We start from the raw sequence: 26,741 nt of genomic DNA on the forward strand, positions 1-26,741 counted from the left end.
GTGTTGAGTGCCGACTGTTGAACACTTTCCGAAAAATAAAAAGCGCCTGAAATGATGTATTGACGCACGAGTGCATAGTGTATATATTATATATATACAATAGTTACACTATTGGTGGCAGCGAGGTGAAACATGAACATTATCATATCCAACGCATCGAGCGATCCGATTTACATACAGATTTTGAACCAGATTAGACAAAGCATCCTGAGCGGTGAATTGCGGGCAGGCGACAGCCTTCCCTCCATTAGGCAGCTGGCCAAGGATTTGCAAGTGAGTGTAATTACAACCAAGCGTGCTTATGAAGAGTTGGAGAAAGAGAAGCTAATCGACTCTGTCGTAGGTAAGGGTTGTTTCGTATCCGGAGCGACTAAAGATTTCATTCGGGAACAGCGCATGAAACGACTGGAAGGCATAATGATAGAAATCATTCGAGAAAGCAAGGAATTAAATATGAGTCAACAAGATTTAATCGACCATCTGACTTTATTGTTCGAGGAGGAAGAGACACCATGAATGCCATAGAATTACGTAATCTAACGAAATCATACCCTCAATTTACAGTCGATAACGTATCTTTGGATGTGAAACAAGGCTACATAACCGGACTCATTGGCCCGAATGGCGTTGGCAAAAGCACCTTGATCAAGATGATACTCGGCATGATCCGTCCCGACTCTGGGAGCGTAAAAGTACTGGGTTGCGATATGCCTAAACAAGAAGTTGAAATTAAGCAGCGTATAGGCATTGTGTCGGATGAATGCTTCTATTATGAGCATCTTACGATTCGTGACTCACAGAAGATGATCGCACCTTTCTACAAGAAGTGGAACGAAAAGAAGTTTAACAGCTATCTTGAACAATTCGAGTTGTCTCCCAACAAGAAGATTCAAGATTTATCCAAGGGGATGAAAGTCAAGTTTTCCCTTGCCGTTGCCTTATCGCATGAGGCTGAGCTCTTAATCATGGATGAGCCTACCTCTGGACTTGACCCTGTATTTAGAAGGGAAATGCTTGATCTGCTGGCGGATATGATGCAGGACGAGAGCAACTCGATTATCTTCTCGACCCATATCACCACAGATTTGGATCGCATTGCTGACTACATTGCTTTCATCAATCGCGGAGAACTCGTATTCAATGAAACGAAAGATAAAGTGCTCGAGAAATACGCAATTGTAAAAGGCGACTCACAACTGCTCGATTCGGATATTCGAAACAAATTTGTCGGGATTCGCGAAACAGCTGTTGGTTTTGAGGGATTGGTAGATAATAGGCAGGAGGCCGAACGGTTGTTTGGAAATTATGTTGTTTTTGACAACCCCTCCTTAGAAGACATCATGTATTTCACCACCAAGGGAGGGCGCATTTATGCTTAATTTACTTCGTAAAGACTTCATTGCCTTAAAAAGCTCACTATGGATGGCTATCCTGTATCTGGCTGTATTCAGTGCCTTTTTTATACCAAAAAATTCATCATTGTCTATTTACCTTGTGGGTATCTATACAGCATTCGGCTTACTTAATCTGGGTGTAACGATAGATATCAAAAACAATAACCATCATTTCCTGGTCACGCTGCCCATTAAGCGCAAACATATTGTTCAAGCCAAATACATAGCTGCCATCATCTATACCCTTTTTGGAGTCCTTGCTTCTTACGGGATTCACTGGCTCGTTAAACAAGCAATCTTAGAGCTTAATATGCCGGATTATTCGGTCTTGGACATTCTGGTTCCAGCAGGCATAACGCTTCTTCTAGCTTCCGTCTATTTGCCGCTTTTTTATGCATTTAGTAAAAAAGGAAGCTCTATTATCTTTGCCTTATTCCTTATCATCATGATTGTTCTGGCGCAGCCTATAGGTATGTTTATCAATATGGTGAATGAGAGTGGCTTTAACAGTCACCAAACGTTATTTCTTATCCTGACGGGTATCATATTGTTATTCATTGCTTCCTACTGCCTAACTATAAAGCTGTTTACTAATAAAGACTTGTAGGAGGCCGCACAGTTGGTATCATCAAAGTGATAAATACTAGTGGTACGATATAAAAAAGGTACGACGGTTTTTGCTTTCCATAAAATTCATGACAGACCTAAACAAGGGGCTGTCCCAAAAGTAATGAAAGGACAGCTCGATTGAATGAAACTGGACCTAGATTTGAAGAAAAGTGGTTGAGCAGATGCTATTCCTGCCCAACCACTTTTCTTTTTTGGTCCATTACCGATTTCCTCAGCAAATTATGGGCAAGCGAAAACCACCCGACCTCTAGGCTCACTTTTGGTATGCAGCGAAGCAGGAATCGCCGGAAGCCCCGGTTATTCTTCATTTGTCCAAAAACGCTTTCGGGTTCAATCATGCGACGAACCGAAAGTGCATAGCCTTCCTCGCTGCGAAACTTCTCTCGCACTTGTTGTTTGAAGCGTAGGTACCGCAAGCTTACCTTCACTTCCCGATCTCCGGCTGCTTTCGTACATGACGGCTTCAACGGACAACCTTCGCAGCTTGTACTGCGGTAATGGCGGTACCTAATTTCAAAACCGCTCTCCGTCTTCTCCTTGCTCTCACGGCAGAAAATCAAGGTTTGTCCTGCCGCGCACGTCCATGTATCTGCCACTTCGTCATACTGCCAATTGTCGATCTTGCTAATATCTTTTAGCCAGGCTTTCGATTTCTCCTTATGGTAGGTACTGTATTTCACCAACGCTTCCAGCTTCTCGTTCTCCAGGTAGGCATAGTTTTCTTCGCCGCTGTACCCGGCGTCGGCAATAATGGTTTTCGGCAGTTTACCCAGGTTTGCTTTTACCTGTTCCAAATGGGGCTTTAGGCAACGGGTATCCGTAGGCCGCTGATGAAGACTGTAGCCGACGATAAATTGATTTTCGGTGCCGATCTGCACATTATATCCGGGCTTGAGCTGGCCGTTCATGCTGCATAAAGGTGGCTTCCGGATCGGTCTTGCTGTAACTGTTGCCGTCTCCGAGAATTTCTTGCTGCACCTCGTACTTTTGAAGCCTTGGAAGCAGGTCTTGGCAGAGCTGGCGAACCGCTTTTTTAAGCGGCTTATCCTTTGGTTTCGCATGCAATTTTCTTCCAGCTGTTTGACCACAGTCTCCAGCTTTTCACTTGTTATCTTCGACGCTTCGCCCAGCTCGCTGAGATCTTGGCCGCTATTTTCGCGTTCTTCCTGTTTTTCCGTCTCCTCAATCGTCGCAAAGAGCGTCTTGACCTTCTCCTGCAATTTCATCTTATGTTTCACGACGGCTTTTCCCCAGACGAAGGTGTACCGATTGGCATCGGCATTGGCTTCGATCTTCGTACCGTCGACGAAGTAATACTCCAGCTTTACGTACTTTTCTTCGACAAAAGCTGAAGGATAGCGGCGAACACGGTTTCCAGAACCTCTTTCATTCGTTCGGAACGAAACCGGTTGATGATGCGGAAATCTGGGCGTTGTCTTCCCGCGATCTACATGAACATGACGTTTTCGCGAACGGCTTTAGCGATTTGACGGGAGGTATATTTTGATGCGTCTAGCTTTGAATCGCTATTTTCTCAAGAGCGACACACAGCACTCCACATGCCCCGTATGCGGAAACATATCCACCGGCTGCACTTCCTTCACCGCATACAACTCCGCCAGCACCTTCAAATCCCGCGCCAGCGTCGACGGATTGCACGACACATACACCACGCGCTCCGGCTTCATCTCCAGAATCGTCGTCAGCAGCGCCTCGTCACAGCCCTTGCGCGGCGGATCGACCACGATCACATCCGGGCGGATGCCCTGCTCCTTCCACGCCGGAATGACGGCCTCCGCCGGCCCGGTCTCAAACGTCACATTTTCAATCCCGTTCAGCTCGGCGTTGCGATTCGCGTCGGCAATCGCCTCGGGCACGATCTCCACCCCGTACACATGGCGCGATTTCTGTGCCAAAAAGAGCGAAATCGTCCCGATCCCGCAGTAGGCGTCGATCACGGTCTCGGTTCCGGTAGCTCCCGCGTACTCCAGCGTCTTGTTGTACAAAACCTCTGTCTGCACCGGATTCACCTGATAAAACGAGCGGGCGGAAATGGCGAACTTGATCGGCCCGATATAGTCGTAAATAACGCCGCTTCCCCACAGCGCAATCGTCTTGTCCCCAAAAATGACATTAGTCTTGGCCGGATTGATGTTTTGCACAATGCTCTTCACACCGGAAAGCCGCCCACGGATGGAATCGACCAGCTTTTCCTTCTGGGGAATAAACTCTTCGGTCGTCACCAGCACGACCATAACCTCGCCAGTGCGAGCGCCTACTTTGACGACCACGTGGCGGAGCAGTCCAGCATGGTTCACTTCGTCGTACGGCTTGATTTGAAGCTCAGCGGCGATCATCTTAACGGCCGCCACCGCTTCGTCGTTGGCTGGATGCTGGATCATGCACTCGTTCATATCGATGATCTCATGGGAGCGCTCCGCGTAAAAGCCGCCGACCAACGCCCCGTTCTGCTCTCCGATCGGGACCTGTGCCTTGTTGCGGTATCTCCACGGATCGCTCATCCCCAGTGTAGGATGGACCGTAACTGCATCCTCCCCTTCTATGGAGAAGCCGCCGATGCGGCGCAGGTTGTCCTTGACAATCTGCTGCTTGTGGACGAGCTGCTCCTCGTAGGCGAGATGCTGGAGCGAGCATCCGCCGCAGCGGTCGTAGACCGGACAGGGCGGGAGAGCTCGGCTCGGACTCTTCTCCACCACTTCCAGCAGCTCGGCAAAACCGAAATTCTTTTTCACGTGACTGACCCGGACGCGAACCCGCTCCCCAGCCAGTGCTCCCGGCACAAACAAGGTGTAGCCCTCCACCCGTCCTACGCCGGCTCCTTCATGGCTTAATCCGGTGATCTCCACATCTGCAATTTGTCCCAATTGCACGGGCAGTCCTGATGGCTGTTTGGGTTGCTTTGCCCGCACTGGCTGTTTGTCCTGCTTTTGTTGCTTCGCATGCTTCTGCTGCTGCTCCTGTTTTTCGTGTGTCGCATGCTTCTGCTGTTTCTCCTGCATTTGTTTCTCCTGCTTTTGCCTCGCCTTCTCCGCCTGCCTCGGCTGCTTCAGCTGCTTCGCCTTGGCCCCGGCCTGCTTTCCACGCTGTTCCTTTGCTGTCTTAGCCACAAATCTTTCTCCTTTTAAAAACGGAAGCAGCGCCATATCGCTGCATGACGCCCCCGTCATTTTTGCACGTTTGCTCACTTGCCCGTTACCGGATCCTTATTGCTTGTTCACTGTTCCTATTTCCTTGTTCACTGTTGTTGTTTCCTTGTTCACTGTTCACGTTTCCCTGTTCCCTGCCCATTTCCCCTACGGCACAAACAACTCCAAATGCCCCGGCAGCGCCTTGATCTCGCACGGCAGCTGCCCTCCCAGCTCCCCGTCCATATTGAGCTGCACCGTTTGTCCTCCCGGAGCGGTCGCTTTCAGATAGTCGGTCTGAAAGTACAGGATGGACGGGTCCTTCAGGTGCTCTCCCCGCACAGCCTGCGTCGCCAGGCGCATAAACTCGGCGATGTTCGTTTTCTTCACGACGATGAGGTCGAGCTTCCCGTCGCTCAGATTCGCGTTCGGGGCCAGGCGGTCGAAGCCGCCAAACGAATGGCTGTTGGCGATCAAAAAGACCATGATCTCTTCGTCGATGAGAACTTCGTTTTTGGTCTCCAGCCGCACGTGAATCGGGTGGAGAAAGGGCAGCTTTTCCAGCCCTTTTACATAATAAGCGAGCTGGCCCATGACGGTTTTCAGCTTGCTCGGCACTTCATACGTCAGGTTGGTCAGTGATCCCCCGCCTGCAATGTTGATGAAATAACGGTTATTGATCCGCCCGACGTCCACTTTTTTCCTTTTTCCGGAAGCGATGATGCGGCACGCTCTGCCAACGGAGCGGGGGATGCCGAGGGCGCGGGCGAGGTCGTTGCTCGTTCCGCACGGGATGATCCCGAGAGCAGGGCGGGCTTTTTTCTCCGCCATGCCGTTGACCACCTCGTAAATCGTACCGTCTCCGCCTGCGGCGATGATGACGTCAAAACCGCGGGAAACCGCACGCGCAGCTTCCTCGGTCGCATCGCCTTCCCCTTTTGTGGAGTGGCACGACGCCTCGTATCCGGCGGATTCCAAAAGGTCCAGTATTTCCGGAAGACGGCGGCGAATGATTTCCCGGCCGGAGCTGGGATTGTAGATCAATCTGGCTCGTTTCAACGCATTCCCTTCTTCCTGTCACGCTCTTGATATTCTCTCTACTCATCATATCCTGTATAGCCATTTTTGGGAATCGCTATGCCGCTTGTGGCGTGATAAGATAGGAAAAGATAACCTTCGGGTAGGAATGGAGGAGCTTGATGTGAATAAGGTCATCGTGGGCGTTGACATCGGTGGCACCGCGATCAAAATGGCTTTGCTGAACATGGACGGGATTATGCTGGTCAAAACGCAGGAGCCTACGCCGGTAGCGGACGGCGAAGACGGAATCGTGCAAAAAGCAGCCGATATGATGGACCATCTGCTGCAAGGGCAAGGCTTGCATAGAGAGCACGTGGCGGGGATTGGCGTCGGAGTGCCCGGGACCGTAGACGGAAAAAACGGAATCGTCCGGGAAGCGGTCAATCTGAACTGGCGAAGCCCTGTGCGCCTGCGAGACAAATTGGCCGCCTGTACCGGACTGATGGTAGCCGTAGAAAACGACGCCAACACAGCCACACTCGGTGAAATGTGGCAGGGCTCCGGCCAGGGGGCACAGGATTTGGTGATGGTTACACTCGGAACGGGAGTCGGCGGCGGCGTTATCTGCAACGGCCAGATCGTCGAAGGCATCAACGGCATCGCCGGAGAGATTGGTCACATTTCGATGGCCCCGGAGGGCGGACCTGTTTGCAACTGCGGAAAAACGGGCTGTCTGGAAACCTACACCTCGGCCACTGCCTTCATACGCGCAGGACGCGAAGCGGCTGAAAACGGATCGAGCCCTTATCTCGCCGAGCTGCTTTCCCGCAACGGGGAGGTAAAGGCAAAAGACGTTCTGGACGCCGCCAAAGCAGGGGATAAAGGCGCGCTTGCGATTGTCGACCGGGCGGGGCTTTATCTCGGACTGGCCTTGTCCCACCTGGCGATCCTGCTGAACCCGGCCAAGCTGATTATCGGGGGAGGGGTTGCGGCTGCCGGCGACTTTCTCTTTACGCGCGTGCGCGAGTCGTTCCGCCGTTTTGTGCCGTTCCCTTATGTCGTGGAGGCAACCGAGATACTTCCCGCCACCTTGGGCAATGACGCCGGAGTGATTGGAGCGGCCTGGCTGATCCGCTCCCGGATGTAGCTTTCCGCTCGGAACGAAAAATGGACGCTTCGAGGAGCTCTGTTCTCTCTGCGTCCTTAGTACAAATATGCGAAAGCCAGTCCCTCCCTTTGCGACTGGCTTCTTTCCTGCCTTAACATTACAATGAACATTGAATAGGGAAAGGGGGAGGGCTCCCATGTCCATCCGTTCAAAAACAAAAACGCCCAAATTGCCCCTGACCGAGGCAGAGCGGACACAGCTGCGCCGCGCCAAGCTGCGTGTTGCAGATATGGGGTCGCAACAACCCGAGCATTTGTCCGTCCTGCTCGGCGTTTCATTGGAACGGGCCAGGGAGCTGGTCGCTCTCGCCGCCTTCCAGACCATTCCCTCGATTGGCCCGAAGCTGGCCGAGGATTTGGTGCTGCTCGGCTACCGTACCCTTGGCGAGCTGCGCGGTCTGAACGGCGCCGACCTGATCGACGCTCTGGAGGCCAAATACGGCTGCCAGATCGATCCGTGTGTCGAGGACCAGCTCCGCTGTGTCATCCACCATGCGGAAAATCCCGGAAGCGATAAACAGTGGTGGGCGTTTACCGAGGAGCGCAAAGCATATCGCGAGCAGCGCGGCTATCCCGCGACCCGGCCTCAGTCCAGGCAAACGTAAAAAAACTAAGCCGCGCCGTGGCGCAAAAAGAGGACAGACTCTGCCGCCCCCGAGTACTCTACACCGCCTTGTCCCCCGAACCATTCAAGCAACACGAGGCCGTCATGTAACCTGTTTTGTATCCGGCTCTTCCGTCTGCCGTTCAGTCTGTCTGCCTTGACTGCGTACGATCAGAACGGCCCCGAGGAGAACCGCGCAGCCGCCAAGAAGCTGCAGCCACCCCAGTCTTTCCCCGAACAGCAGCGCCGAGCACCCGATCGTCACTACAGGCTCCAGCGTGCTCAACACAGACGCCCGCGTAGAGCCGATGAGCTGAATTCCGAGAAACAGGCAGGCCATGGCCAGGATCGTGGAAAACAGGACGATGCCTCCCAAAGCGAGCCACCCCTGTGCGCCAAAATCAAAAGCCGGTCCCCCGTCCCTGAGCGCCAGCCCAAACGTGGAAAGGGCCGCAAACAATGACACGTAGGCACTTGTCACATAAGGGGAAAGCCCTGTCACGACGCGGTTGCCGACGATGAAATAGACGGAGTAAAAGACTGCCGCCGCTAGAGCCAGCGCAACTCCGAGCGGCTGAATGCCTTCAAACGAGAGACCGAGCACCAGGACAAGTCCCGCGATCGACAAGGCCATGGCCCCTATCGTCTGTGTTCGCAGCGCTTCTTTATTGACGAAATAGTTCAAGACCGCCACATAGACGGGAAAGGTGTACAGCAGCAGAGCCGCCATGGAGGCCGGGATGTATTTGACCGAGGAGAAAAAGCTGAGCGACTGGAGCGTGTACAAGACCCCTCCCAGGCAAAACAGGGCCAATCCCTGCCGCTTGCTAATCCCGAGCGGCTCCCGCTTCACTGCCATCCAGGCAAAAAACAGCAGAGCCGCCAGCAAAAAGCGCAAGAACAGCAAGGTAGACACAGAGGCTCCGGCCTCATAAGCGTAAATCGCGAAAATGGACATGACGGCCAAATCCTGCCGCGGATACAAATACGTAAAGCACCCCTGCGTAGAGCGGGTTCATTTTTTTGTCACCGGCTTTCCTTCGTATTGAACCTGTCTGGCACTTGCCACCCTTCCGACAGCCTGCCTATCCTTTGATCACAGCGCCTTCGCGGCGGAAAAGACGAGCAGACAAGGCCAGAATGCCAGTCACATACAACAGGGAGGTGCCTAACCCCAGGACGACGTGCCAGGGGTCAATCGCTCCGTAAAATACTTCCTTGCACAGCGCCACGCCGCTGAAAACAGGGAGGACGTAGTACCACTCGGGGATGTCCACGGGATTGAGCGGCATCAGCATATAGGAGGGAATCATGGCTAGCACGACCACTCCGGTCATATAGGTCTGCCCTTCCTTGAATGATTTCGCCACCGTGCTGAGCGTCAACTCCAGACCGGCAAACATCGCCGCCAGCAAAAGGATCGTTCCCGCCAAAACAACGAATGAGCCAGGCTCCAGAAAACTGAGAGAAAACGCCGCTTCCGCTTTGCTCAGCAGCCCCATCCGAAACACAAACGAGAGGGAGAGCAGCGATGCCGTCGCGCTGATACAGCTCATCACCATGACCGCGAGAAGCTTCGCTGTCAGCAGTTGATTCGCTGCGATGGGCGCAGTCAACAGCGCCTCGAGTGTCCCTCGTTCCTTCTCCCCCGCCACGAGATCAGTAGCTGCGGCAATTCCGCCGGAGGCCAGCGACAGCACCAGCATCAAGGGGATGATGCCAGCCAGCATGCCCCCTGCCTGCCGGTCCTTGGACGCCGTATTGTCGTAGACCGTCTCGATCGGCTCGATTGCCTGCTCGGACAGCCCTGCCTGGCGCAATCGCTTGCCTACAATCTCAGCGCTGTATTTGTTTACTGCTTTCTCAATGACCGAACGGGCGTACACCGATTTTTGGTTGGTGGAATCGTAAGCGACCGCCAGCTTTACGGGTTTTCCGGCCTTTACCTGCTGATCGAAGCCTTCCGGAATGGCAATAATGGCCCGCAGCTTGCCCGCTTGCAGAGCCGCTTCCGGATTTGGCGGGTTCAAGAGTTTCACGCCCGGGGTCTTTTGCAGGTAGTCCACCAGCTCAGACTGACCGCTGATCGAGATTGGCACGTAGGAACGCGCTTCCTTTTCAACATTGTTGTAAGACGTGCCCAATAAAAAAAAGACAAACGGGATAATGACCATCGGCATAACAAAAGTGCCGATCAATGTTTTGCGGTCCCGGAGAAGATCGGTCAGTTCTTTGCGGAAAACCGTCCAGACAATATTCGTCCCCACTATCGCCCTCCTCCTTCTACCATGGTCATGAAGATATCGTCGAGATCGATCATCTTCATTTGTTCACGGAGGGCGTCAATGGTTCCCGCATAGCTCAGCTTGCCCTTGTGCATGATCGCGATCCGATTGCACAGCCTCTCGATTTCCCCCATGTTGTGGCTGGAAAACAGGATCGTCTTGCCTTCCTCCTGCAAATGGGCCACCATCCGGCGAAACATGTTGGCAGCTGTCACATCGAGGCCTGTCGTCGGCTCATCCAGCAAAATGACGTCCGGGTCGTGCACCAGCGTGCGGGCAATGGCTACCTTTTGCCTCATCCCGCGCGAAAAGCCCCCCACCCGGCGGTCCATAAATCCGCACATGTGCAGCATTTCGCCCAGCTGTTCGACCCGCTGTTTGAGCGCATCGTCGGTCAAGCCGTACAGCTTGCCAAAATAAGCAATGTTCTCCCTCGCCGTAAGTCTGCTGTAGAGGCCTACATCTCCGCCAAACAAAATGCCGATGCGGCGGCGGACCTCCACCGGCTCGGTCAAAACAGAGTAACCGCGAATTCGGATATCCCCCGACGTCGGCCGCAAAATGGTAGCCATCATCCGCATCGTCGTCGTTTTTCCGGCCCCGTTTTCTCCGAGCAGTCCGTACACCTCTCCTTTTTCCACGAAAAAAGAGACGTCATCGACTGCAGTCAGGTGTCCAAACCGCTTGCTTACCCGGTCTACTTCGATCACCTGTATTCCTCCCGCCCTTTTTGGTCAAGGTTAAACAAAGAAAGATCTCGCTCCCGAAAGAGGAGATCCTGCTCTTATAGTCTACCCTTATCCGAATGAAATCAGAATCTTGCAAATACTTTCTTTTTCTCCCTCTTAGGCAAGGGAGAGACCCGGGTATTTCTCTTTCCATTTGCTCAGCGAGAAGCCGGAAAACAGCTTCAAAAAATCCTCGGTATCGTTGATGTAATGACGGTTTTCCCTGGTCTCGCCGTGGTGCTCCAGATAGAGGACAGCCGCCAGCCGATTGACCGGCACTCCTTCGGCCTCCTGGTCGTAAATGCCTTTTTCCGCCAGCACTTTTTCAAAATAACGCACATACGTGACGGTTATGTTTTTTTGCTGGCCCTCTTTTTCATAGCTGGCCATCGAACGCTCAAAGGTATCGGCAGGCGATCCGCCCTTGCTCGGGGGCACGCTCTCTCCCGCTACAGACAGGATTTTCATGCTTTAGAAACCTCCTCCACGCAATCTACTTCCATTATAGGGGAGCACTTCCATTCTTACAAACGAAACAATCTCATCCGTACAGCCTCCTGGCTGGGTCCGTTTCATCGCCGAGCAACCGCTTTTGAAAGGTCTTCCGCCAGTTTTCGGACAGCTCGGCTACTGCGAGGATTCGTTCGGCCGCTTCCCGGTTTTTCTTGTCCCGATGCATGATGCGGTTGGCCTCCGCGACTGTGATGCCGGCCGGATGACGTTCTTTCAGCACAATCCCGCTGTCCGGGGAAACGTGTCCCTCTTGCAGCACGCGGAAATAAAAGCCGGTATATCCCGTCTCCTGAACCCACAAAGACAGCTCCGGCAGATCGTAGCGCTTCGCCAGCTTGTGACAGGGCTGCCGCGGCTGGGTCACTTGCACGATAGCGTCGCCCAGCTGATACGTATCTCCAATGCAGACGTCTGTTTCCAGCATGCCTGCAACCGTCAAATTTTCTCCAAAAGCGGCGACTGGCAGCTTTCGGTTCAAACGTTCTTCCCAGTACGCATAATGCTCATGAGAGTACACGCAAACCGCCTTTTCCGGTCCGCCGTGGTGAACGAGATCAGCCTGGCCGTCTCCCGCCAGGTTGACGGCAGACAAGTAGAGCGTCTCCGTCACCGGTTGTTTGAAAATACCCGTGAGCACCTCTTTTCCCTGGTAAAGAAAGTTCTCCGGTTTGCCTACATTGAGCGATACTATCCTGATTGGACCATGACTCATCGAGCCATACCTCCCTGTTTCATCCTGTGGTGAATTCCTATACAATCATGTCAGAACTGAAAGTTTCTGTAAATGGCAAAACACGCACGATTTTGTTCATTATTTTTGATAGATCGCAGTCATTTTGTCAGAAACTCTCCGCTCGAAGAGTCTATGTCATAGGTCAACTTGCTTGCGAGGTGTTTGTTTTGCAAAAGGAGCTTTTCCAACCAGAAATGATCGAAGCGAAAGAGGAGCAGACAGACGCGGCGTTGGTCGAAAAGGCCCGCAATGGCGACAGGGAAGCGTTTGGCGAATTGGTCAGAAGACACAGGGCCAAGGTGTACGGGTATGCCCGCTCGTTTACAAAGGAGCCGTTTTTGGCCGAAGACATCGTTCAGGATGCGCTCATCCGGGCATTTCTCCATCTCGGCACATTGGTCGACAGCCGTCGGTTTTTGCCCTGGCTGCACCGGATCGTCCGGAACCAGGCTTACACCCGTCTGAAGGCGGGACCGCAAACCAGAGAGCAGGTATTTTCCACCTGGCATTCGCCTGCAGAGGAGGAGCCGGAAACAGACTGGCAAAACCTCGAAGGTATCCTGTATCGCTTGGGACAACAGCATGTCCATTCGCTGCGCGAGCAGATCTCTACACCGGAGGAGGCCTTGATGCGAAGGGAACTGCTGGAGACGATCACGAAAATGCTGCGGTGCTTGAATCCAAAGGAGCGGCAAATCGTCGAGTCCCACTTTTTTGATCATCTGTCTCCACAGGAGATCGCCAGATTGTTTCGCATGTCGCAGGCCAATGTCTACCAGGTTCTCTCCCGCTCGCGAAAAAAGCTGGTCCGGGAAAAAATACGCCTCGCTGTTGGCCAATACGTACTCAATCGAAAGGATGAGGGATTCATGAATAAGGTCACGCTGAAAAAGCCTGAAGCATTTTCGCAGCATGTATGGACGACCGCCGCGGCTGCCATGTACGGACTGACGGAGTACACGGAGAGACGATTTTCTTTGCCCATGGTGATGGGACTGACCGGACACGCTTTTCGGATCAATGTCGTTCCCGGCGAGATACACATCGCAGGTCCAACCATGTTCGACTTTGGCAGCGTCCTGTCGGAAGGGATGCGCAATCTCGGCTTTGAGGTCAAGGTGGTTCAGCAGCACTCGCAAACAGCCCCCGGCCCCAATGGCAATCAGGCAGACCCTTCCTTGCTGACGGCGGCAGCGCGTGAACAAAGAAAGCTTCCCGAAATGTTGCCGGAAGCGCTCTCGCTCATTCACGACGCCATCGACCGGGGACATGCCGTACTGTCCTGGGATCTGTTTATTCCGGAATTCGGCCTGATATACGGCTATGATACCGAGACGCGGCAATTTCAGGCTGGCGACAACTGCGGACATGATCAGTCCATTTCCTACGAGCATCTCGGACGCGGTCTGGTTGAAGAATTGTTTGTGCTGGCGATCGACAAGCAGGTGGCAGTCGACCAAAAGACGATGCTGGCAAGCGCACTCCGAACGATCCTGCATCACTATCGTCAGGAGACGAGCGGACCGTCCTGCGCTCACGGCTTGGCCGCCTACGACGCTTGGCGGGAAGCGTACCGCCAAAAAGGCATCGAGCCAAACGGCAACGCCTATACGACTACTGTGGCCAAGGATGCCCGCCGCTACGCTTCTCTATTCTGGAAGGAAATCGCGGAAACCTGGACAGATGCCCAGTTTGACGGGATTCGCCCGCACATAGAGGAAGCCCGTGAGCTGTACGCAAAAATCGCGGATGAATACGCCGTGCTCGCATGCAAATTCCCGTTTCCTGCAGGCGGAAACCCCAACGATCCTGATGAGGCTGAGGAAGCTGTACGCGTGCTGGACCGTATCAGCAAGCTGGAAGAGCAGGCTGCAACCGTTCTGGAGCAAATGCAAAAGAAGCTTTTGGCATAAGTCCTATGCAAGAAGCGATATCGCCATAAGTAAATGCAAGAAACGCTTTCGTCGTTAGTTAGATGCAAGAAAGCTATCGTCGTAAGCCGAACCGAAAAAAGGCCCGCACTGCCGTATCTTTGGCAAAGCGGGCCTTCGTGTTGCTATTTTTCGATTCTGCTACATATTTTTCAATACTTCTACAAGCAGCTTGTTCACCATTGGCGGGTTGGCTTTCCCGCGGGTTTGCTTCATCACTTGTCCGACGAAGAAAGCGACCGCCTTGTCGTTTCCTGCCTTGTAATCGGCCACGGCTTGCGGGTTGTTGTTCACGACTTCCTGAACGATGGCGAGCAGAGCGCCCTCGTCGCTGATCTGGACGAGTCCCTTTTCCTCGACGATTTGCTTGGGCTCTTTGCCGGTCTCGATCATTTCCTTGAAAACGGTTTTGGCAATCTTGGAGGAAATGGTGCCGTTTTCGATCAGCTTGATCATCTCGCCCAAACCGTGCGGCGTGATTTTTACATCGGCCAAAGTCAGGTTTCCGGCATTCAAATAACCGAGCAGCTCGACCATCAGCCAGTTGGCTGCCGCTTTTGGATCAGCCCCTGTCTTGACGGTCTCGTCAAAGAAGTCGGCCGTATCCTTGGACATCGTGATGACGCCGGCATCGCTTTGCGGCAAACCGTACTCGTTCACATAGCGGGCCTGCCGGGCGTCAGGAAGCTCGGGAATCGTAGCCCGTACTGCCTCGATCCACTCCTCGGAGATTTGCATCCGCACCAGATCCGGGTCCGGGAAGTAACGATAGTCATGCGCTTCTTCCTTGGAGCGCATGGTGAGCGTCTTTTTGTTGGCCTCGTCCCAGCGGCGGGTCTCCTGCACGATCTTGCCGCCTGAGGTCACGACTTCTTTTTGCCGTTCGACTTCATATTCCAACGCCACCTGTACGTTGCGGAACGAGTTCATGTTTTTCAGCTCGGTTTTGGTGCCGAACTCCGCTTGGCCTACCGGACGGATCGATACGTTGGCATCGCAGCGGAGCGAGCCTTGTTCCATGCGGACATCGGATACCTCGGTGTACTGGATGATCGCCTTCAGCTTCTCCAGGTACGCCCGCGCCTCTTCCGGAGAGCGGAGGTCCGGCTCGGAAACGATTTCGATCAGCGGTACGCCCACACGGTTGAAGTCGACGAGGGATTCGCCGCCGAAGTCGCTGTGGGTGAGCTTGCCCGCATCCTCCTCCAGGTGGAGACGGGTGATGCCGATCCGCTTGGTCACCCCGTTGACCTCGATATCGATCCAGCCGTTATAGCCGATCGGCTGGTCGTACTGAGAGATTTGATACGCTTTTGGCGAGTCCGGATAAAAGTAGTTTTTCCGGTCAAACTTTGTCTCTCTGGAGATTTCGCAATTGAGCGCAAGCGCCGCCTTCATCGCGAACTCCACCGCTTGCCTGTTGGTCACAGGCAAAACGCCCGGATGCCCCAGGCAGATCGGGCATGTATGCGTATTTGGCGGCGCGCCGAACTCGGTCGGGCAGCCGCAAAAGATTTTGCTATTTGTCGAAAGCTCGGCGTGAACCTCAAGGCCGATGACGGTTTCAAACTGGCTCATGACTCTTACCCCCTCACCCAATCCGGCTTGCGCTGGTGAAATCCGGCCGCTTGCTCATAGGCATGGGCGACGCGCAATACCGTGGATTCGTCAAACGCCTTCCCGACGATCTGCACGCCGATCGGCATTCCGTTTTGGGCAAATCCGCACGGAACGCTGATAGCCGGCAGACCAGCCAGGTTAACCGGTACGGTGCAAATGTCCTCCAGGTACATCTTCACCGGATCGTCGACGTTTTGGCCGATTTTGAAAGCCGTGGTCGGCGTCGTCGGATGCAAAATGACGTCGTAATCGGCGAACACATCGTTGAAATCCTGGATGATCAGCGTCCGCACCTGCTGCGCCTTTTTGTAGTAAGCGTCGTAGTAGCCGGACGACAGCGCGTACGTGCCGAGCATGATGCGCCGCTTCACTTCCGGCCCGAAGCCTTGGCTGCGGGATTCCTTGTACATTTCGATCAGGCTCTCGGCGTTGTCCGCACGTACCCCGTAGCGTACTCCGTCAAACCGGGCCAGGTTGGAGGATGCCTCCGAGGAAGAGAGCAGGTAGTAAGCCGGTACCGCATATTCCGTGTGCGGCATCGACACCTCGCTCCAGGTCGCGCCCATGCTTTCCAGCTGCTTCAACGCGGCCAGCACGGCATCCCGTACCTCGCTGTCGATTCCCTCGCCGATCAGCTCTTTTGGAACGCCGATCCGCAGCCCTTTGACGTCACCAGTCAGAGCAGACAAATAGTCGGGAACCTCTACCTTGGCAGACGTGGAGTCGTATTCGTCATGTCCGGCAATCGCCTGCAAGACGTAAGCGGAGTCCTCCACATTTTTCGTGATCGGGCCGATCTGGTCAAGCGACGAGGCAAACGCCACCAGTCCAAAACGGGAGACGCGGCCATAGGTCGGCTTCAATCCGACAACTCCGCAAAAAGCCGCCGGTTGGCGGATCGAGCCGCCGGTGTCGGAGCCGAGCGTAAAGAAGAAGTGGCGGGATGCCATCGCAGCCGCGGAGCCGCCGCTGGAGCCGCCCGGAACATAGTCGGTATTCCACGGGTTTTTGGTCGGATAAAACCCGGAGTTTTCATTGGAGCCGCCCATGGCAAACTCGTCCATATTCAGCTTGGCGACGATCAGCGCATCCGCGTCCTTCAGCTTCTTCGAGACGGTCGCATCGTAGATCGGATCGTAGTTGCTCAAAAATTTGCTGGCGCAGGTCGTACGGAGACCGCGGGTGATGATGTTGTCTTTCAAACCGACAGGCAGTCCGTACAGCAGTCCCATTTCCTCGCCTGATCCTGCCAGACGCTCGTCCAGTGCCTTCGCCTGGGAAAGCGCGCCTTCCTCGTCCACATGCAGGACCGATTTGATTTCGCCGTCGTGTTCCTTGATGCTGGCGATAGACGCCTGCACCAGTTCGGCAACGGACAGCTCCTTTGAGCGCAGTGCGCTATGTATTTCCGACAATCGCTTGTCAAACAGCGACACGTGGGTGTCCTCCCTTCAGGTGATAACCGTTTCGTCTATTCAAACACAGCCGGTACTTTAAACTGGCCTTCCTCGTGGTCTGGGGCGTTTTTCAGCGCTTCTGCGTTGGAAATGCTCGGACGGTTGACGTCTTCGCGCATGACGTTTTTCACGTCTGTTGCATGGCTGGTCGGGACGACGTTTGACGTGTCCAGCTCATTCAGCTTGGCTGCGAATTGCAGAATCGAGTTCAAATCCTTTGTATACCGCTCCGCTTCTTCTTCTGTAAGGTTCAGGCGGGCGAGATTGGCTACGTGCTCTACTTCCTTGCGGCTGATTGCACTCATGGTTCCACCTCCGAATCTATCACATAATTTTGATCTTACTTGAAAAGAGCGGGTTCAGTCAATTTTCGCGGGGATTTCTCTCATTGGTGTTATGTGGATCGGGCTTTGCGTATGACGTTGATCGGGCTTTGGTTTTTGCGTTGATCGGGCTTTGGTTTTTGCGTTGATCGGGCTTTGGCGGAGGAGATGAAACAGGGAGAAAACGCTTCAGGTTCGGTGGGACACTGCTGGGGAGCGGTGACTGGCCGGCTTCATTCCAAAAGCGGAACCGCGTCCAAAAGCAGCCTGCTCGGGAAGTATCTCAGAGTTGGACGCTGAAAGCGTGTTCCGTTTTTTCCATTACGCCTGGGAGGTGTCCCAAAGACCTTCGCTGTTTTCTCCCTGTTTCATCTCTACAGCTGGTTGGGTTCATCCGATCTTTTATGAAAGAAAGCATGATTCGAAGAAGAAAAATTCCAAAAAAAGCTTACGGAAGCTGAAAAGCCTTTACCGAGTGTACTAGCTACTGTTGGTATGTTAATTAACAGTACACATAATAATGCCATTGCAAAGGATAGTCTCATTCGGACAGTATCCCGTCACTTATTAGGGAGGAAAACTGGCAATCTTCTGCAAAAGGATATACTCAAACTGGACATGCTGATGAGTGGCTCGTTACAACTTCAATCTACCGATAGGTAAGATTGTTGAGTATGAAGTTAGTTTTTGGGATTTTTTTACTCATCACAAAGGGCATTCAGCACGGATCGCACCGAACGCCTTTTACGGTAAACAACCAATTAATTCCTCTGAAGTGAGAAATGTAGGCTTCTTCCACTTTTAGAAGTGATAATTCCATCGATTAAGTTTAATGCCTTTTGGATTGCAACATATGGATTTGAAAATTCACAACCCTGCTCTTTTAAATGATCCCGGAGTTTTGTAAGACTTACCGGCTGCTCTTCTTGTAGCAGAAATTTGCTTATACAGGCAGCTACATGATTATAGTCGATACGTGTATACTGCTTCCTGTTCTTCGTACTTTGTTCGGAATGAATACCGTCCTGTTCCGAAATCTCAATTTGTTCCTGCGCATGGTTTATTGAATCGCTCTCATCTAGTTCACGAATTCTATGCAATATCTTAGCAATGTCATCCTGGACAGCTCTATCTTGAGTGAAATATTGTTTCAGCAAATTTTCTCGTTGTTTAAGAAGCGTTTGAAACGTCATTTGCAAAGCAGTTCGTTCATCGAAAACCATTCTGAATTAACTCCTTATAAAATTTTTATGAAATATTCCTCCAGAGACGCATTCAGCACCTCCAAAGAGGAAAATCGATCCTTGTAACTGGACACATGGTAATAAGTACGCGGCATCCGCATTTTCCTATTCTGTCCCCTGAGTCATTGAAGCGTTCCAAAATCCATCCGCCTACTTTCCGGGCAATGGTTTCTTCATCATCACCTTTCAGAATAACAATTCCCTTTATCTCTGCCATAATTGTAAGCCAAGCAGAACGTTTGCCACGGCGTAAGGGCATTCATGATGAAATCTTGTTGAGCTGGAGTCAGTTGGTTCATGGCAAGGTCCCGGTAACTTGTCCTTCTTTGTGCATGCTCCGTTCCCCCCTCTTCTCTGTCTATTCAACAGAATCTTATGACCCATACCTCTGTTCTCCTCTTTAAAAGAGGACAACAGCGTATGATTTAATTACTTCGGCTAAACATGCCTATCATACTTTATTGGGTAATTTTACTACATAAAATAGTTTTTGTTAAATATTTTGAAGCAGTACAGTCGCAATCGCTACAAGCAGATACTTAATGATTCGTGAGCTAACCAGGCAAGAAACCTTCGCTTGCACATTTCTCATACCCTTTTCCCCATTCCAACGCCTAATTTAAGCAAAAAGGGGCCCTCTTTTTTGGTTTCGGGTTTTCCTATCACCAAAAAATTGGACCCCGATGCTTCCGGCGGATTTTATTTTATTACCTAGACCGTTACCTTTACCTTCTATTCGTCAATTTCTCGTGCGCTTTACTTTTATGTTAAACCGTTTCCTACATCAACATTTTACATATCCTCACAATAATTCGCCATATTAACTAAGGATACTATTGCCATTCGAAGATGGGGTGTAAAATCATCCAAGGTGCCGAGCCTGACTGGTAGACAATCATTGTAAGAAAGCTGAGATGCCCTTTCTGACGTGAACGCAAGTTCTTGTTGGGGGTATTTTTTGTGCCAAAATAAATTGACAGCGTGCACTCTGCGAAACGCACGTTGCTTCAAAACGTATATTTGAATACACAAACAAACCCGAGAACTTCCTCTCGGGCTTACGTGCAGTATCCACAAGCTTGGTTATTCGCTTGCTTTCAATTGCGCCAGCTTTTGGCCCATCAAAACCGGGCTGCCGATGTTTACGTCGTCGGCCCATTCCAGTTGTCTGGATTCAAACAGCAGGATGACGGTCGAGCCGAATTCGAACCAGCCGAGCTCGTCTCCCTTTCGATAGTGAGGGGTTCCGGGGATGTCTTCGCTGGTTTTGCAGCCGTGTTTTACATTGGTCGTCGCCTTATTGTACATGACTCTGACGCTGCCGACAAAAAGCGCGCCTACCTTGACGACGGCTACCCGTCCCAGCTCTTTTGTCTGAACGTGGGTGACAAGGCGCTCGTTGCGGGCGAACAGCTTGTCGACGTGTTCAATTCCGAGCTGATTGACCGGATAAAGCCGGCCGGGCACGTAGGTGTACCGGATGAGCACTCCTTCCACCGGCATGTGAATCCGATGGTAATCGCGCGGGCTTAAATAAATGGTAATAAACTTTCCGCCGTAAAAGCGCTGGGCCGCCTCCGGCGTATCTCCGAGCAGATCGGCCAGACTGTACTGTTTTCCTTTTGCCTGGATCAAGGTACCTTCATGGATATCTCCCATCTGTGAAACCGTACCATCGACAGGACTGGCCACCACGTCATCGCCAGGGGCAATCGTACGGACACCGGGCTTCAGTCTGCGCGCAAAAAATTCTTTTAACGATCTGTATTCACGTATTGGCTTTTCAACGATAGAGGGGTCGATATTATAATGTCGTATATAGTGGCGAATCGCCAACCGGCTAAAACGAGACGCGGTAATTTTACCCATGGTTCGCGACATGACGTTCTGCGGAAGACGATGAATGAGTCTGGGAAGGATTTTCTTGTTCATAAGCATCCCCTTGTTCTTTCCGTTCAAAGTCTATCCATACTGTACCATCTCGAGGTACCGGCAGTAAACCCCGCTCCGACCTTGGCCTCATCATTTTATTGGCCTAATTTTGCTATACTAAGATAGTAGCACAGCATGACTTACAGGAGAGACAATCATGAGAAAGCGCGAGATTGAGAACCTCATCCACCAATACGGCGATGTATTATCCTGCTTTTTTCAATATATGTCCGATATGGTTTTTCTTATGTCGGTAGAAGAGGGAACCCGATTTCGCTACGTCCTGATGAACCCTCCTGCCATGCAGGCCTCCCGGCTGACAGAAGAAGCCTACGGCAAATTGATCGAAGAAGTGAACGCAGATGAAAAAGCTGCCAATCTGAACAGCATGTATCGAGAGGCGGTGGCAAGCGGGAAACCGACACATTATACCACATATGGGGACATCATCGGCGAGTCTGTACTCACCCCGATTTTCAACAGCGAAGGTGTCTGCACCCACGTGTTTGCCGTAACCCGGGATATCACAGAGCGCAAGCAGTTGGAAAGCCAGCTAGAATTCATGGCGTACCACGACGTTCTGACAGGCTTGCCCAATCGCCGCCTCTTGCTGGACCGGATGCAGCAGGCGATGTCTCAGGCGACGCGCACAGGCGAACGGATTGCGGTCCTCTATCTGGACTGCGACTACTTCAAGGAGATCAACGATACATGGGGACATGACGTCGGGGATGAGTTCCTCCGCGTACTCGCCAAACGCCTGACCTCTTGCGTACGGGACGCCGACACCGTCGCCAGGCTGGGCGGAGACGAATTCGTTCTCCTGCTCACCTCCTTGGATACTGCCGAGGAGGCTGCCAAAGTAGCCAGCCGCGTACTGGAGACGCTGAAAAAGCCATGGGTCATCCAGCAGCAACGTTTTCACCTGACCATGAGCATTGGCATCGCGATTTATCCCAATGACGGCCCAGATTCCTCCCAACTACTCCGCCACGCAGACAAAGCCCTATACCGAGCCAAGGAAGCCGGACGCAATCAGTTCTGTTTTTACTCTGCCCCTACGGAATAATCCAGAAAAACAGCAGGAGCGAGAGTACTGAAAAGAGAAAGCTCACCACATACAGGATGACAACCGTCTGTTTGGCAGACAAGCCAAGCGACATCAACCGATGATGGACATGCCGACGGTCCGCCTGGTACATCGGCGACCCTGCCAACGCTCGGCTGATCATCACCTGGACCGTGTCAACGACAGGCAGTCCCAATGCGAGGACGGTCACGACCAGGGTGATCAGAGTAGCTCCCTTCATCGCACCTTCCAGAGAAACCAGCGCCAGGGCATACCCGAGAAACATCGAACCCATATCCCCCATGTACAGCTGTGCGGGGAAAAAGTTGAATCGCAAAAAAGCAAGTGCGGCTCCGGCCAGAACAATCGCGATCAAAGCGGTAAGTCCCTGTCCTTTTACGTACGCCAGAAAAAACAGAGTGATCGCGGAAAAGACCGTCGCTCCGGAAGCCAGACCATCCACGCCATCCAGAAAATTGACCATGTTGATCAAGCCTGTGATCCAGAGTACTGTCGCCAGACAAGAGAGCCAGACGGGAAAGAGGTAATAGTCTCCGTTTTCTCCCCCCATCCACGGGAGGCTGATGCCGCGAAACCGGATATCGCAGACAAAAGCCAGCACCCCAGCCAGAACCTGGATCGCCAGCTTGGGCAAAGGGGGAAATTCCTTTCCGCGGGCTTTACTCGCATCATCCGCCCAGCCTGCCGCCATCAAGAGGATGCTGCCGATGATCAAAACTGCCACCAACTTTTGCAGTCCTGCAAAAAAAATAGTCACTGCCGCTACTCCCGCGAACATCGCCAATCCGCCGGATAACGGCATCGGCCGGGAATGATCTTTCCGTCCATGCGGAATATCAAGCAATTTTGTCTTCCATGCCACGATTCTGGCTACGGGCATCAGCAGCCAAACCAGAAAAAAAGCCGCCAGCCCCGGGACCAAATAGAACAGCATCTGCTTCACCCGCCTTGCCACTTTTGCTTAGTGTGAACAAAAACGGGGAGAAATAGCGATGCAAATCCGCGTTCGGTTCCTCGCTCACATAGAAAAAAGGCTGCCCTGTGAAAGGCAGCCTTTTTGATAGAAGTCAACGATCGTATTACAGTTTTTCGGACACAAGCTTGGCTTGCGTGAACAGCAGGAGGTAATCCGGGCCGCCCGCTTTGGAATCCGTACCGGACATGTTGAAACCGCCGAACGGATGCACACCAACGAGTGCGCCTGTACATTTGCGGTTGAAGTACAGGTTCCCTACGTGGAATTCGGTACGTGCCTTTTCCAGGTGGGCACGGTTGCGACTGAACACAGAGCCGGTCAAGCCGTATTCGGTGTTATTGCCGATTTCCAGCGCATGACCGAAGTCTTTTGCTCTGCAGAAAGCAACGACCGGACCGAAGATCTCTTCTTGCATGATGCGAGCTTGTGGCTCAACATCGGCAAATACGGTCGGCATGATGTAGTAGCCGTTTTCCGGCCCCTTCTCTCCGCCTGCCATCAGTTTGCCTTCTTTTTTCCCGATCTCGATGTACTCGAGAATTTTGTTGTACGCTTTTTCATCCACAACCGGGCCCGTGTAGAATTCAGGGTTTACTACGTCGCCGACGGTCAGCTGCTTGGTCAGCTCAACCACGCGGTTCAGAACCTTATCGTACACGTCCTGGTGAACGATGGCGCGGGAGCAAGCAGAGCATTTTTGACCGGAGAAACCAAAAGCGGAAGCAACGATTGCTTGAGCAGCCGCTTCCAGATCGCAGTCATTGTCTACGATGATGGAGTCTTTTCCGCCCATTTCCGCTACGAGACGCTTCATCCATTTTTGGCCCGGACGGTGTTTCGCAGCCAGCTCGTTGATGCGCAGACCCACGTCACGGGAGCCTGTGAAGCTGATAAAACGGGTTTGGGTATGCTCGACCAAATAGTCGCCGATCTCGCCGCCGGAGCCCGGTACGAAGTTGACAACACCTGCAGGTACCCCTGCGTCTTCAAGGATTTCCATGAATTTCGCAGCGATGACCGGAGTGGTGGACGCAGGCTTTAGCACGACAGTATTTCCTGCGACAAGAGCTGCTGTCGTCATCCCTACCATGATCGCGAGCGGGAAGTTCCACGGCGGGATGACAATTCCTACGCCAAGCGGTACGTAGTACAGCTCGTTGTCCTCATCCGGGATGCGGGTCAGCGGATGGCGCTCGGCGAGCTTATCCATTTGACGGCCGTAGTACTCCATGAAGTCGATGGCTTCTGCCGTATCGGCATCTGCTTCCGCCCAGCTCTTTCCGGCTTCTTTTACCAGCCATGCGGAAAATTCATGCTTGCGGCGGCGCAGGATGGCAGCCGCTTTGTACAGGTAGCGGGAACGGGCTTGCGCAGGCACAGCTTTCCAGGTTTCAAATGTTTGCGCGGCAGTCTGGATCGCTTTTTCAGCCAGGGCCTGGTCAGCCTGGGACACTATGCCGATCACTTGCTCTTTATTGGAAGGGTTGATGGAGCTGGATTTCTTTTCGGTTTTGATGCGCTCTCCACCGATGATAATGTCGTATTCACGACCGAGCTCGCTCTCTACTTTTGCGAGCGCTTCTTGAAATGCCTTTTTATTTTCCGGCAAGCTAAAATTGGTAAACGGTTCATTTTTGAATTCGACTTGCATCTGGAAAACCTCCTTATCGATTTCTTCCATTCTTGTCATCCAAATTTATATGCAAGGATCATACCAATTTGGCAAGACACTTTTCACCGTGTTAGTGTTTGCATCTTTCTCGAAAAACAACAGGATTTCTGCTGTCACGTCCCTTGAACAATTTCGTTCAATCAAATGAACACTTTTAAACATATATGTTCATCCGAACTTGCAAATGGCAAAAAATACGCCCTGCCCGCTCTCGGAAAGCGGACAGGGCAGTTCCTCTTTTCGTTACTTTCTGTAGATATGCATGTACGGTTCCCCTTTTGTTGGACGAACGTACATGGCGAGTGGCTGGTTGATCGTTTGAACGTACAGATTCACATGTACGTCCTTGTCAAAGGCCTGTTCAATCGCCGCTGCTGCAAATTGCGTGAATTGCAGGACCTGTGTGCGTGAATCGTATTCAGCCGTTGCCGTAATCGTTAGCTCTGTGAGCCTGCCGCCCATGAAACGGCCGGTCCCGGTCATTCCGATATACTCGTTGAAGTATGCTAGCGTCTGCCGCTTCAGCTTGTCGTACTGCAAGGATTGCTGAGGATATTTCTTTTCTGCGTCGCTGCTCGGGAACAAATAGAACTCTTCGTCAATCGGCTGCCATTTTCCGACCGCGGACTCATTTGCATTCACGGTTCCGGACATGATGAACTTGCCTGGAACCAACGTGGAATTCGGCTCCGGCACCTGGAACAAAGCGACTACGATCGGGACCCCAGTGGAGTTGGCTCGTACACTCTGGACGATTTTCGCTGCCAGCTGTTGTCCCTTCGCCCGCAGCTCCTCCGTGGCGTAGGTTTTCTCCTGCCCCGTCGCATCCTGATAGACCGGAGAGAGCGAGAGGCCGAGTACCACTCCGGCCAGCTGCTGCTTGTCTTTGCTGAGGTAATCATGCTCCAGAACATGGACAAGGCTGCTTGTTTTGCCTTTGCTGTTTGGACCTCCCGCTTTCTCTTGGGCGATCCAGTCTCTTACCTGCTCTTTTGTGATGATTTGGCCTTCCTGGAACAAATAATCCGACGTAGGAAAGGTATCGCGGGCAATTTCCATCAGCCCGAGCTCCAGGTGGCTAAAGTCGATCCGATAGCTCGTGGTGGCCAACATTCCACGCGTTTGGTTTAGTTTGTACGGCGGAATGCTGCCGTAGTAATCCTCCGAAACTTCCACAATTGGGGAAAGCGAAGGGCTTGCGGGCTGCGTTTCACTCTGCCCTTTTCCGCCTGGGAGAAAGGAGCAGCCCGCAGCCGTCATGGCCAAAATCAACGTCAGCGGCAACATGTACATCCATCGTTTTGCTTTCATCCATCCAAACTCCTTACACAGAGAAAGAGGCCGAAGCCTCCATGTATTTTGTCAATTCCACTTCTTCCATTTGCCGTTGGACAACGTGTAAACAAAAGCCGATTCGCCTATCCCTACCCATCTGTACTCCCCCGCGCCGGGAGCGATCACGATCAGTGTCTCGGGAGACTTGGCATCCAGCTGCTGCCAAATCCCGTCTATTTTTTCCATAATTCCCCGATCGGTCGCTACAGCCAGGATTCCGCTCGTTCTGTCAACCGTAAGCGAATAAACCTGCTGGGCATTCGGCACGACCTCTGTTTTCCACTGCCCATCCTCATGGTACAGAAGGTTAAATTGAGCAGCCACATACAGGCGGTTTTCCATCGGATCGTAATCCATGGCGTAGACCTCCTGATCCAGCGGAAGCCATAAGCTCCAATCCTTGCCCGCATTGGATGACTGGTAAATCCCCTCTCCCGTTACAAACGCGAACAGGCGGATCTGGTCGCCTTCCCGTATGCCCGCAAAGCTGCGGATATCGGCGGGCTCCGGCAACCCTTTTCCTACCTTGCTCCACTTTTTGCCTCCGTCTGTGGATTGCAGCACGCCGCTGTTTCCGGCCGCAAAAATGCGCTGGGGATTGTTCGGGTCGACGAACCAGCCTGTCACGTCTTCCTGCTCCAGCTCCGTTGACAGCGATCCCCAAGCTCCACCGCCAGTGGAGTGATAAAGTCCGGCATGTGTGCCTACCCAGATGTGCTGGGCATCCGGGGTCATGGACAGGTTGTGTACGACCTCGCCCTTTTGCACAACATCCTGATAGGTCAGATCTCCGGGCACAGCTGCTGCAGTAACGGGCGGCTGTACCGGCTTGCTCCGCCCGCTTTCACTGCACCCTGCCAAGAGTGCCCATGCCATCAAGATCATTCCCCATTGCAGCAAGCCCTTCATGCCGAATACACCCCTTCCCGTTCTCTCTCACT

Annotated in this window: 23 protein-coding genes and 1 pseudogene; 7 read left to right on the forward strand and 17 right to left on the reverse strand. The window is 52.6% G+C overall.

What is annotated here, in order from left to right; all coding sequences use genetic code 11:
• Positions 1-132: 132 nt before the first annotated feature.
• From Q3F21_RS15565 to Q3F21_RS15575, 3 genes are read left to right on the forward strand one after another with little or no spacing between them, the layout of a single operon-like run.
• Complete coding sequence (locus Q3F21_RS15565) at positions 133-516, forward strand: GntR family transcriptional regulator (RefSeq protein ID WP_340254651.1); 384 nt, start codon at positions 133-135, stop codon at positions 514-516.
• Positions 513-1,379 (forward strand): ABC transporter ATP-binding protein, encoded by an 867-nt coding sequence (locus Q3F21_RS15570; protein WP_340254654.1) that lies wholly within the window; start codon positions 513-515, stop codon positions 1,377-1,379. Before Q3F21_RS15565 ends, Q3F21_RS15570 begins: the two co-directional genes overlap by 4 nt.
• Positions 1,372-2,001, forward strand: coding sequence for an ABC-2 transporter permease (locus Q3F21_RS15575; protein ID WP_340254657.1), 630 nt, complete (start codon positions 1,372-1,374; stop codon positions 1,999-2,001). The genes Q3F21_RS15570 and Q3F21_RS15575 overlap by 8 nt, the downstream gene beginning before the upstream one ends.
• A gap of 187 nt (positions 2,002-2,188) precedes the next feature.
• Here the strand turns inward: Q3F21_RS15575 and Q3F21_RS15580 are convergent.
• From Q3F21_RS15580 to Q3F21_RS15590, 3 genes and pseudogenes are all read right to left on the reverse strand, one after another.
• Positions 2,189-3,525: pseudogene (locus Q3F21_RS15580) on the reverse strand (IS1182 family transposase); the annotation flags it as partial.
• Between the two features lie 25 nt (positions 3,526-3,550).
• Positions 3,551-5,044 carry a 23S rRNA (uracil(1939)-C(5))-methyltransferase RlmD gene (gene rlmD, locus Q3F21_RS15585; RefSeq protein WP_425341262.1) on the reverse strand — a complete coding sequence of 498 codons (1,494 nt, stop codon included), beginning with the start codon at positions 5,042-5,044 and terminating at the stop codon, positions 3,551-3,553.
• A 294-nt stretch (positions 5,045-5,338) separates the two neighbouring features.
• Positions 5,339-6,229: a diacylglycerol kinase gene (locus tag Q3F21_RS15590; RefSeq protein ID WP_340254665.1), complete on the reverse strand. Its 891-nt coding sequence runs from the start codon at positions 6,227-6,229 to the stop codon at positions 5,339-5,341.
• Positions 6,230-6,356: 127 nt separating this feature from the next.
• On the opposite strand from Q3F21_RS15590, the gene Q3F21_RS15595 reads away from it, so the two are divergent.
• Positions 6,357-7,337 carry an ROK family glucokinase gene (locus tag Q3F21_RS15595; RefSeq protein ID WP_425341263.1) on the forward strand — a complete coding sequence of 327 codons (981 nt, stop codon included), beginning with the start codon at positions 6,357-6,359 and terminating at the stop codon, positions 7,335-7,337.
• A 157-nt stretch (positions 7,338-7,494) separates the two neighbouring features.
• Positions 7,495-7,962: a helix-hairpin-helix domain-containing protein gene (locus tag Q3F21_RS15600; RefSeq protein WP_340254669.1), complete on the forward strand. Its 468-nt coding sequence runs from the start codon at positions 7,495-7,497 to the stop codon at positions 7,960-7,962.
• 102 nt (positions 7,963-8,064) lie between these two features.
• Here the strand turns inward: Q3F21_RS15600 and Q3F21_RS15605 are convergent, their stop codons facing one another.
• The 5 genes from Q3F21_RS15605 to Q3F21_RS15625 all read right to left on the reverse strand — a co-directional run bounded on the left by Q3F21_RS15605 (position 8,065) and on the right by Q3F21_RS15625 (position 12,199).
• Positions 8,065-8,919: a DMT family transporter gene (locus tag Q3F21_RS15605; protein ID WP_340254672.1), complete on the reverse strand. Its 855-nt coding sequence runs from the start codon at positions 8,917-8,919 to the stop codon at positions 8,065-8,067.
• A 127-nt stretch (positions 8,920-9,046) separates the two neighbouring features.
• Entirely contained in the window at positions 9,047-10,228 is a 1,182-nt protein-coding gene (locus tag Q3F21_RS15610) for an ABC transporter permease (protein WP_340254675.1), read from the reverse strand.
• Positions 10,228-10,956 (reverse strand): ABC transporter ATP-binding protein, encoded by a 729-nt coding sequence (locus Q3F21_RS15615; RefSeq protein ID WP_340254678.1) that lies wholly within the window; start codon positions 10,954-10,956, stop codon positions 10,228-10,230. The genes Q3F21_RS15610 and Q3F21_RS15615 overlap by 1 nt, the downstream gene beginning before the upstream one ends.
• A 135-nt stretch (positions 10,957-11,091) precedes the next feature.
• Positions 11,092-11,442 carry a hypothetical protein gene (locus Q3F21_RS15620; protein WP_340254681.1) on the reverse strand — a complete coding sequence of 117 codons (351 nt, stop codon included), beginning with the start codon at positions 11,440-11,442 and terminating at the stop codon, positions 11,092-11,094.
• A gap of 73 nt (positions 11,443-11,515) precedes the next feature.
• On the reverse strand, positions 11,516-12,199 hold the full coding sequence (locus tag Q3F21_RS15625) for an MOSC domain-containing protein (protein ID WP_340254684.1): 684 nt from the start codon (positions 12,197-12,199) through the stop codon (positions 11,516-11,518).
• A gap of 188 nt (positions 12,200-12,387) precedes the next feature.
• On the opposite strand from Q3F21_RS15625, the gene Q3F21_RS15630 reads away from it, so the two are divergent.
• Positions 12,388-14,133: an RNA polymerase sigma factor gene (locus Q3F21_RS15630; RefSeq protein WP_425341260.1), complete on the forward strand. Its 1,746-nt coding sequence runs from the start codon at positions 12,388-12,390 to the stop codon at positions 14,131-14,133.
• Positions 14,134-14,292: 159 nt separating this feature from the next.
• On the opposite strand, the gene gatB is transcribed toward Q3F21_RS15630, so the two are convergent.
• The 5 genes from gatB to asd all read right to left on the reverse strand — a co-directional run bounded on the left by gatB (position 14,293) and on the right by asd (position 20,727).
• Positions 14,293-15,729, reverse strand: a complete 1,437-nt coding sequence (gene gatB, locus Q3F21_RS15635; RefSeq protein WP_340254687.1) for an Asp-tRNA(Asn)/Glu-tRNA(Gln) amidotransferase subunit GatB — start codon at positions 15,727-15,729, stop codon at positions 14,293-14,295.
• A gap of 5 nt (positions 15,730-15,734) precedes the next feature.
• Positions 15,735-17,207, reverse strand: coding sequence for an Asp-tRNA(Asn)/Glu-tRNA(Gln) amidotransferase subunit GatA (gene gatA, locus Q3F21_RS15640; RefSeq protein WP_340254690.1), 1,473 nt, complete (start codon positions 17,205-17,207; stop codon positions 15,735-15,737).
• Positions 17,208-17,242: 35 nt separating this feature from the next.
• Positions 17,243-17,533, reverse strand: a complete 291-nt coding sequence (gatC, locus tag Q3F21_RS15645) for an Asp-tRNA(Asn)/Glu-tRNA(Gln) amidotransferase subunit GatC (protein WP_340254693.1) — start codon at positions 17,531-17,533, stop codon at positions 17,243-17,245.
• Between the two features lie 779 nt (positions 17,534-18,312).
• Positions 18,313-18,774, reverse strand: coding sequence for a hypothetical protein (locus Q3F21_RS15650; protein WP_340254696.1), 462 nt, complete (start codon positions 18,772-18,774; stop codon positions 18,313-18,315).
• A 1,104-nt stretch (positions 18,775-19,878) separates the two neighbouring features.
• Positions 19,879-20,727, reverse strand: coding sequence for an archaetidylserine decarboxylase (gene asd / locus Q3F21_RS15655; protein WP_340254699.1), 849 nt, complete (start codon positions 20,725-20,727; stop codon positions 19,879-19,881).
• A gap of 157 nt (positions 20,728-20,884) precedes the next feature.
• Here asd and Q3F21_RS15660 point away from each other — a divergent pair, with 157 nt between their 5' ends.
• Positions 20,885-21,796, forward strand: coding sequence for a diguanylate cyclase domain-containing protein (locus Q3F21_RS15660; protein ID WP_340254702.1), 912 nt, complete (start codon positions 20,885-20,887; stop codon positions 21,794-21,796).
• Here the strand turns inward: Q3F21_RS15660 and Q3F21_RS15665 are convergent.
• The 4 genes from Q3F21_RS15665 to Q3F21_RS15680 form a co-directional block, all read right to left on the reverse strand.
• Entirely contained in the window at positions 21,786-22,751 is a 966-nt protein-coding gene (locus tag Q3F21_RS15665) for an MraY family glycosyltransferase (RefSeq protein WP_340254705.1), read from the reverse strand. The two genes, Q3F21_RS15660 and Q3F21_RS15665, sit on opposite strands and share 11 nt — an antisense overlap.
• Positions 22,752-22,896: 145 nt before the next feature.
• A complete protein-coding gene (pruA, locus tag Q3F21_RS15670) occupies positions 22,897-24,444 on the reverse strand; it encodes an L-glutamate gamma-semialdehyde dehydrogenase (protein ID WP_340254709.1) in 1,548 nt (515 codons plus the stop codon).
• 264 nt (positions 24,445-24,708) lie between these two features.
• On the reverse strand, positions 24,709-25,776 hold the full coding sequence (locus Q3F21_RS15675; RefSeq protein WP_340254712.1) for a CamS family sex pheromone protein: 1,068 nt from the start codon (positions 25,774-25,776) through the stop codon (positions 24,709-24,711).
• Between the two features lie 51 nt (positions 25,777-25,827).
• Complete coding sequence (locus tag Q3F21_RS15680) at positions 25,828-26,709, reverse strand: hypothetical protein (protein ID WP_340254715.1); 882 nt, start codon at positions 26,707-26,709, stop codon at positions 25,828-25,830.
• Between the last annotated feature and the right edge of the window lie 32 nt (positions 26,710-26,741).

The sequence above is a fragment of the Brevibacillus borstelensis genome (genome assembly GCF_037834415.1).
GTDB lineage: Bacteria > Bacillota > Bacilli > Brevibacillales > Brevibacillaceae > Brevibacillus > Brevibacillus borstelensis_A.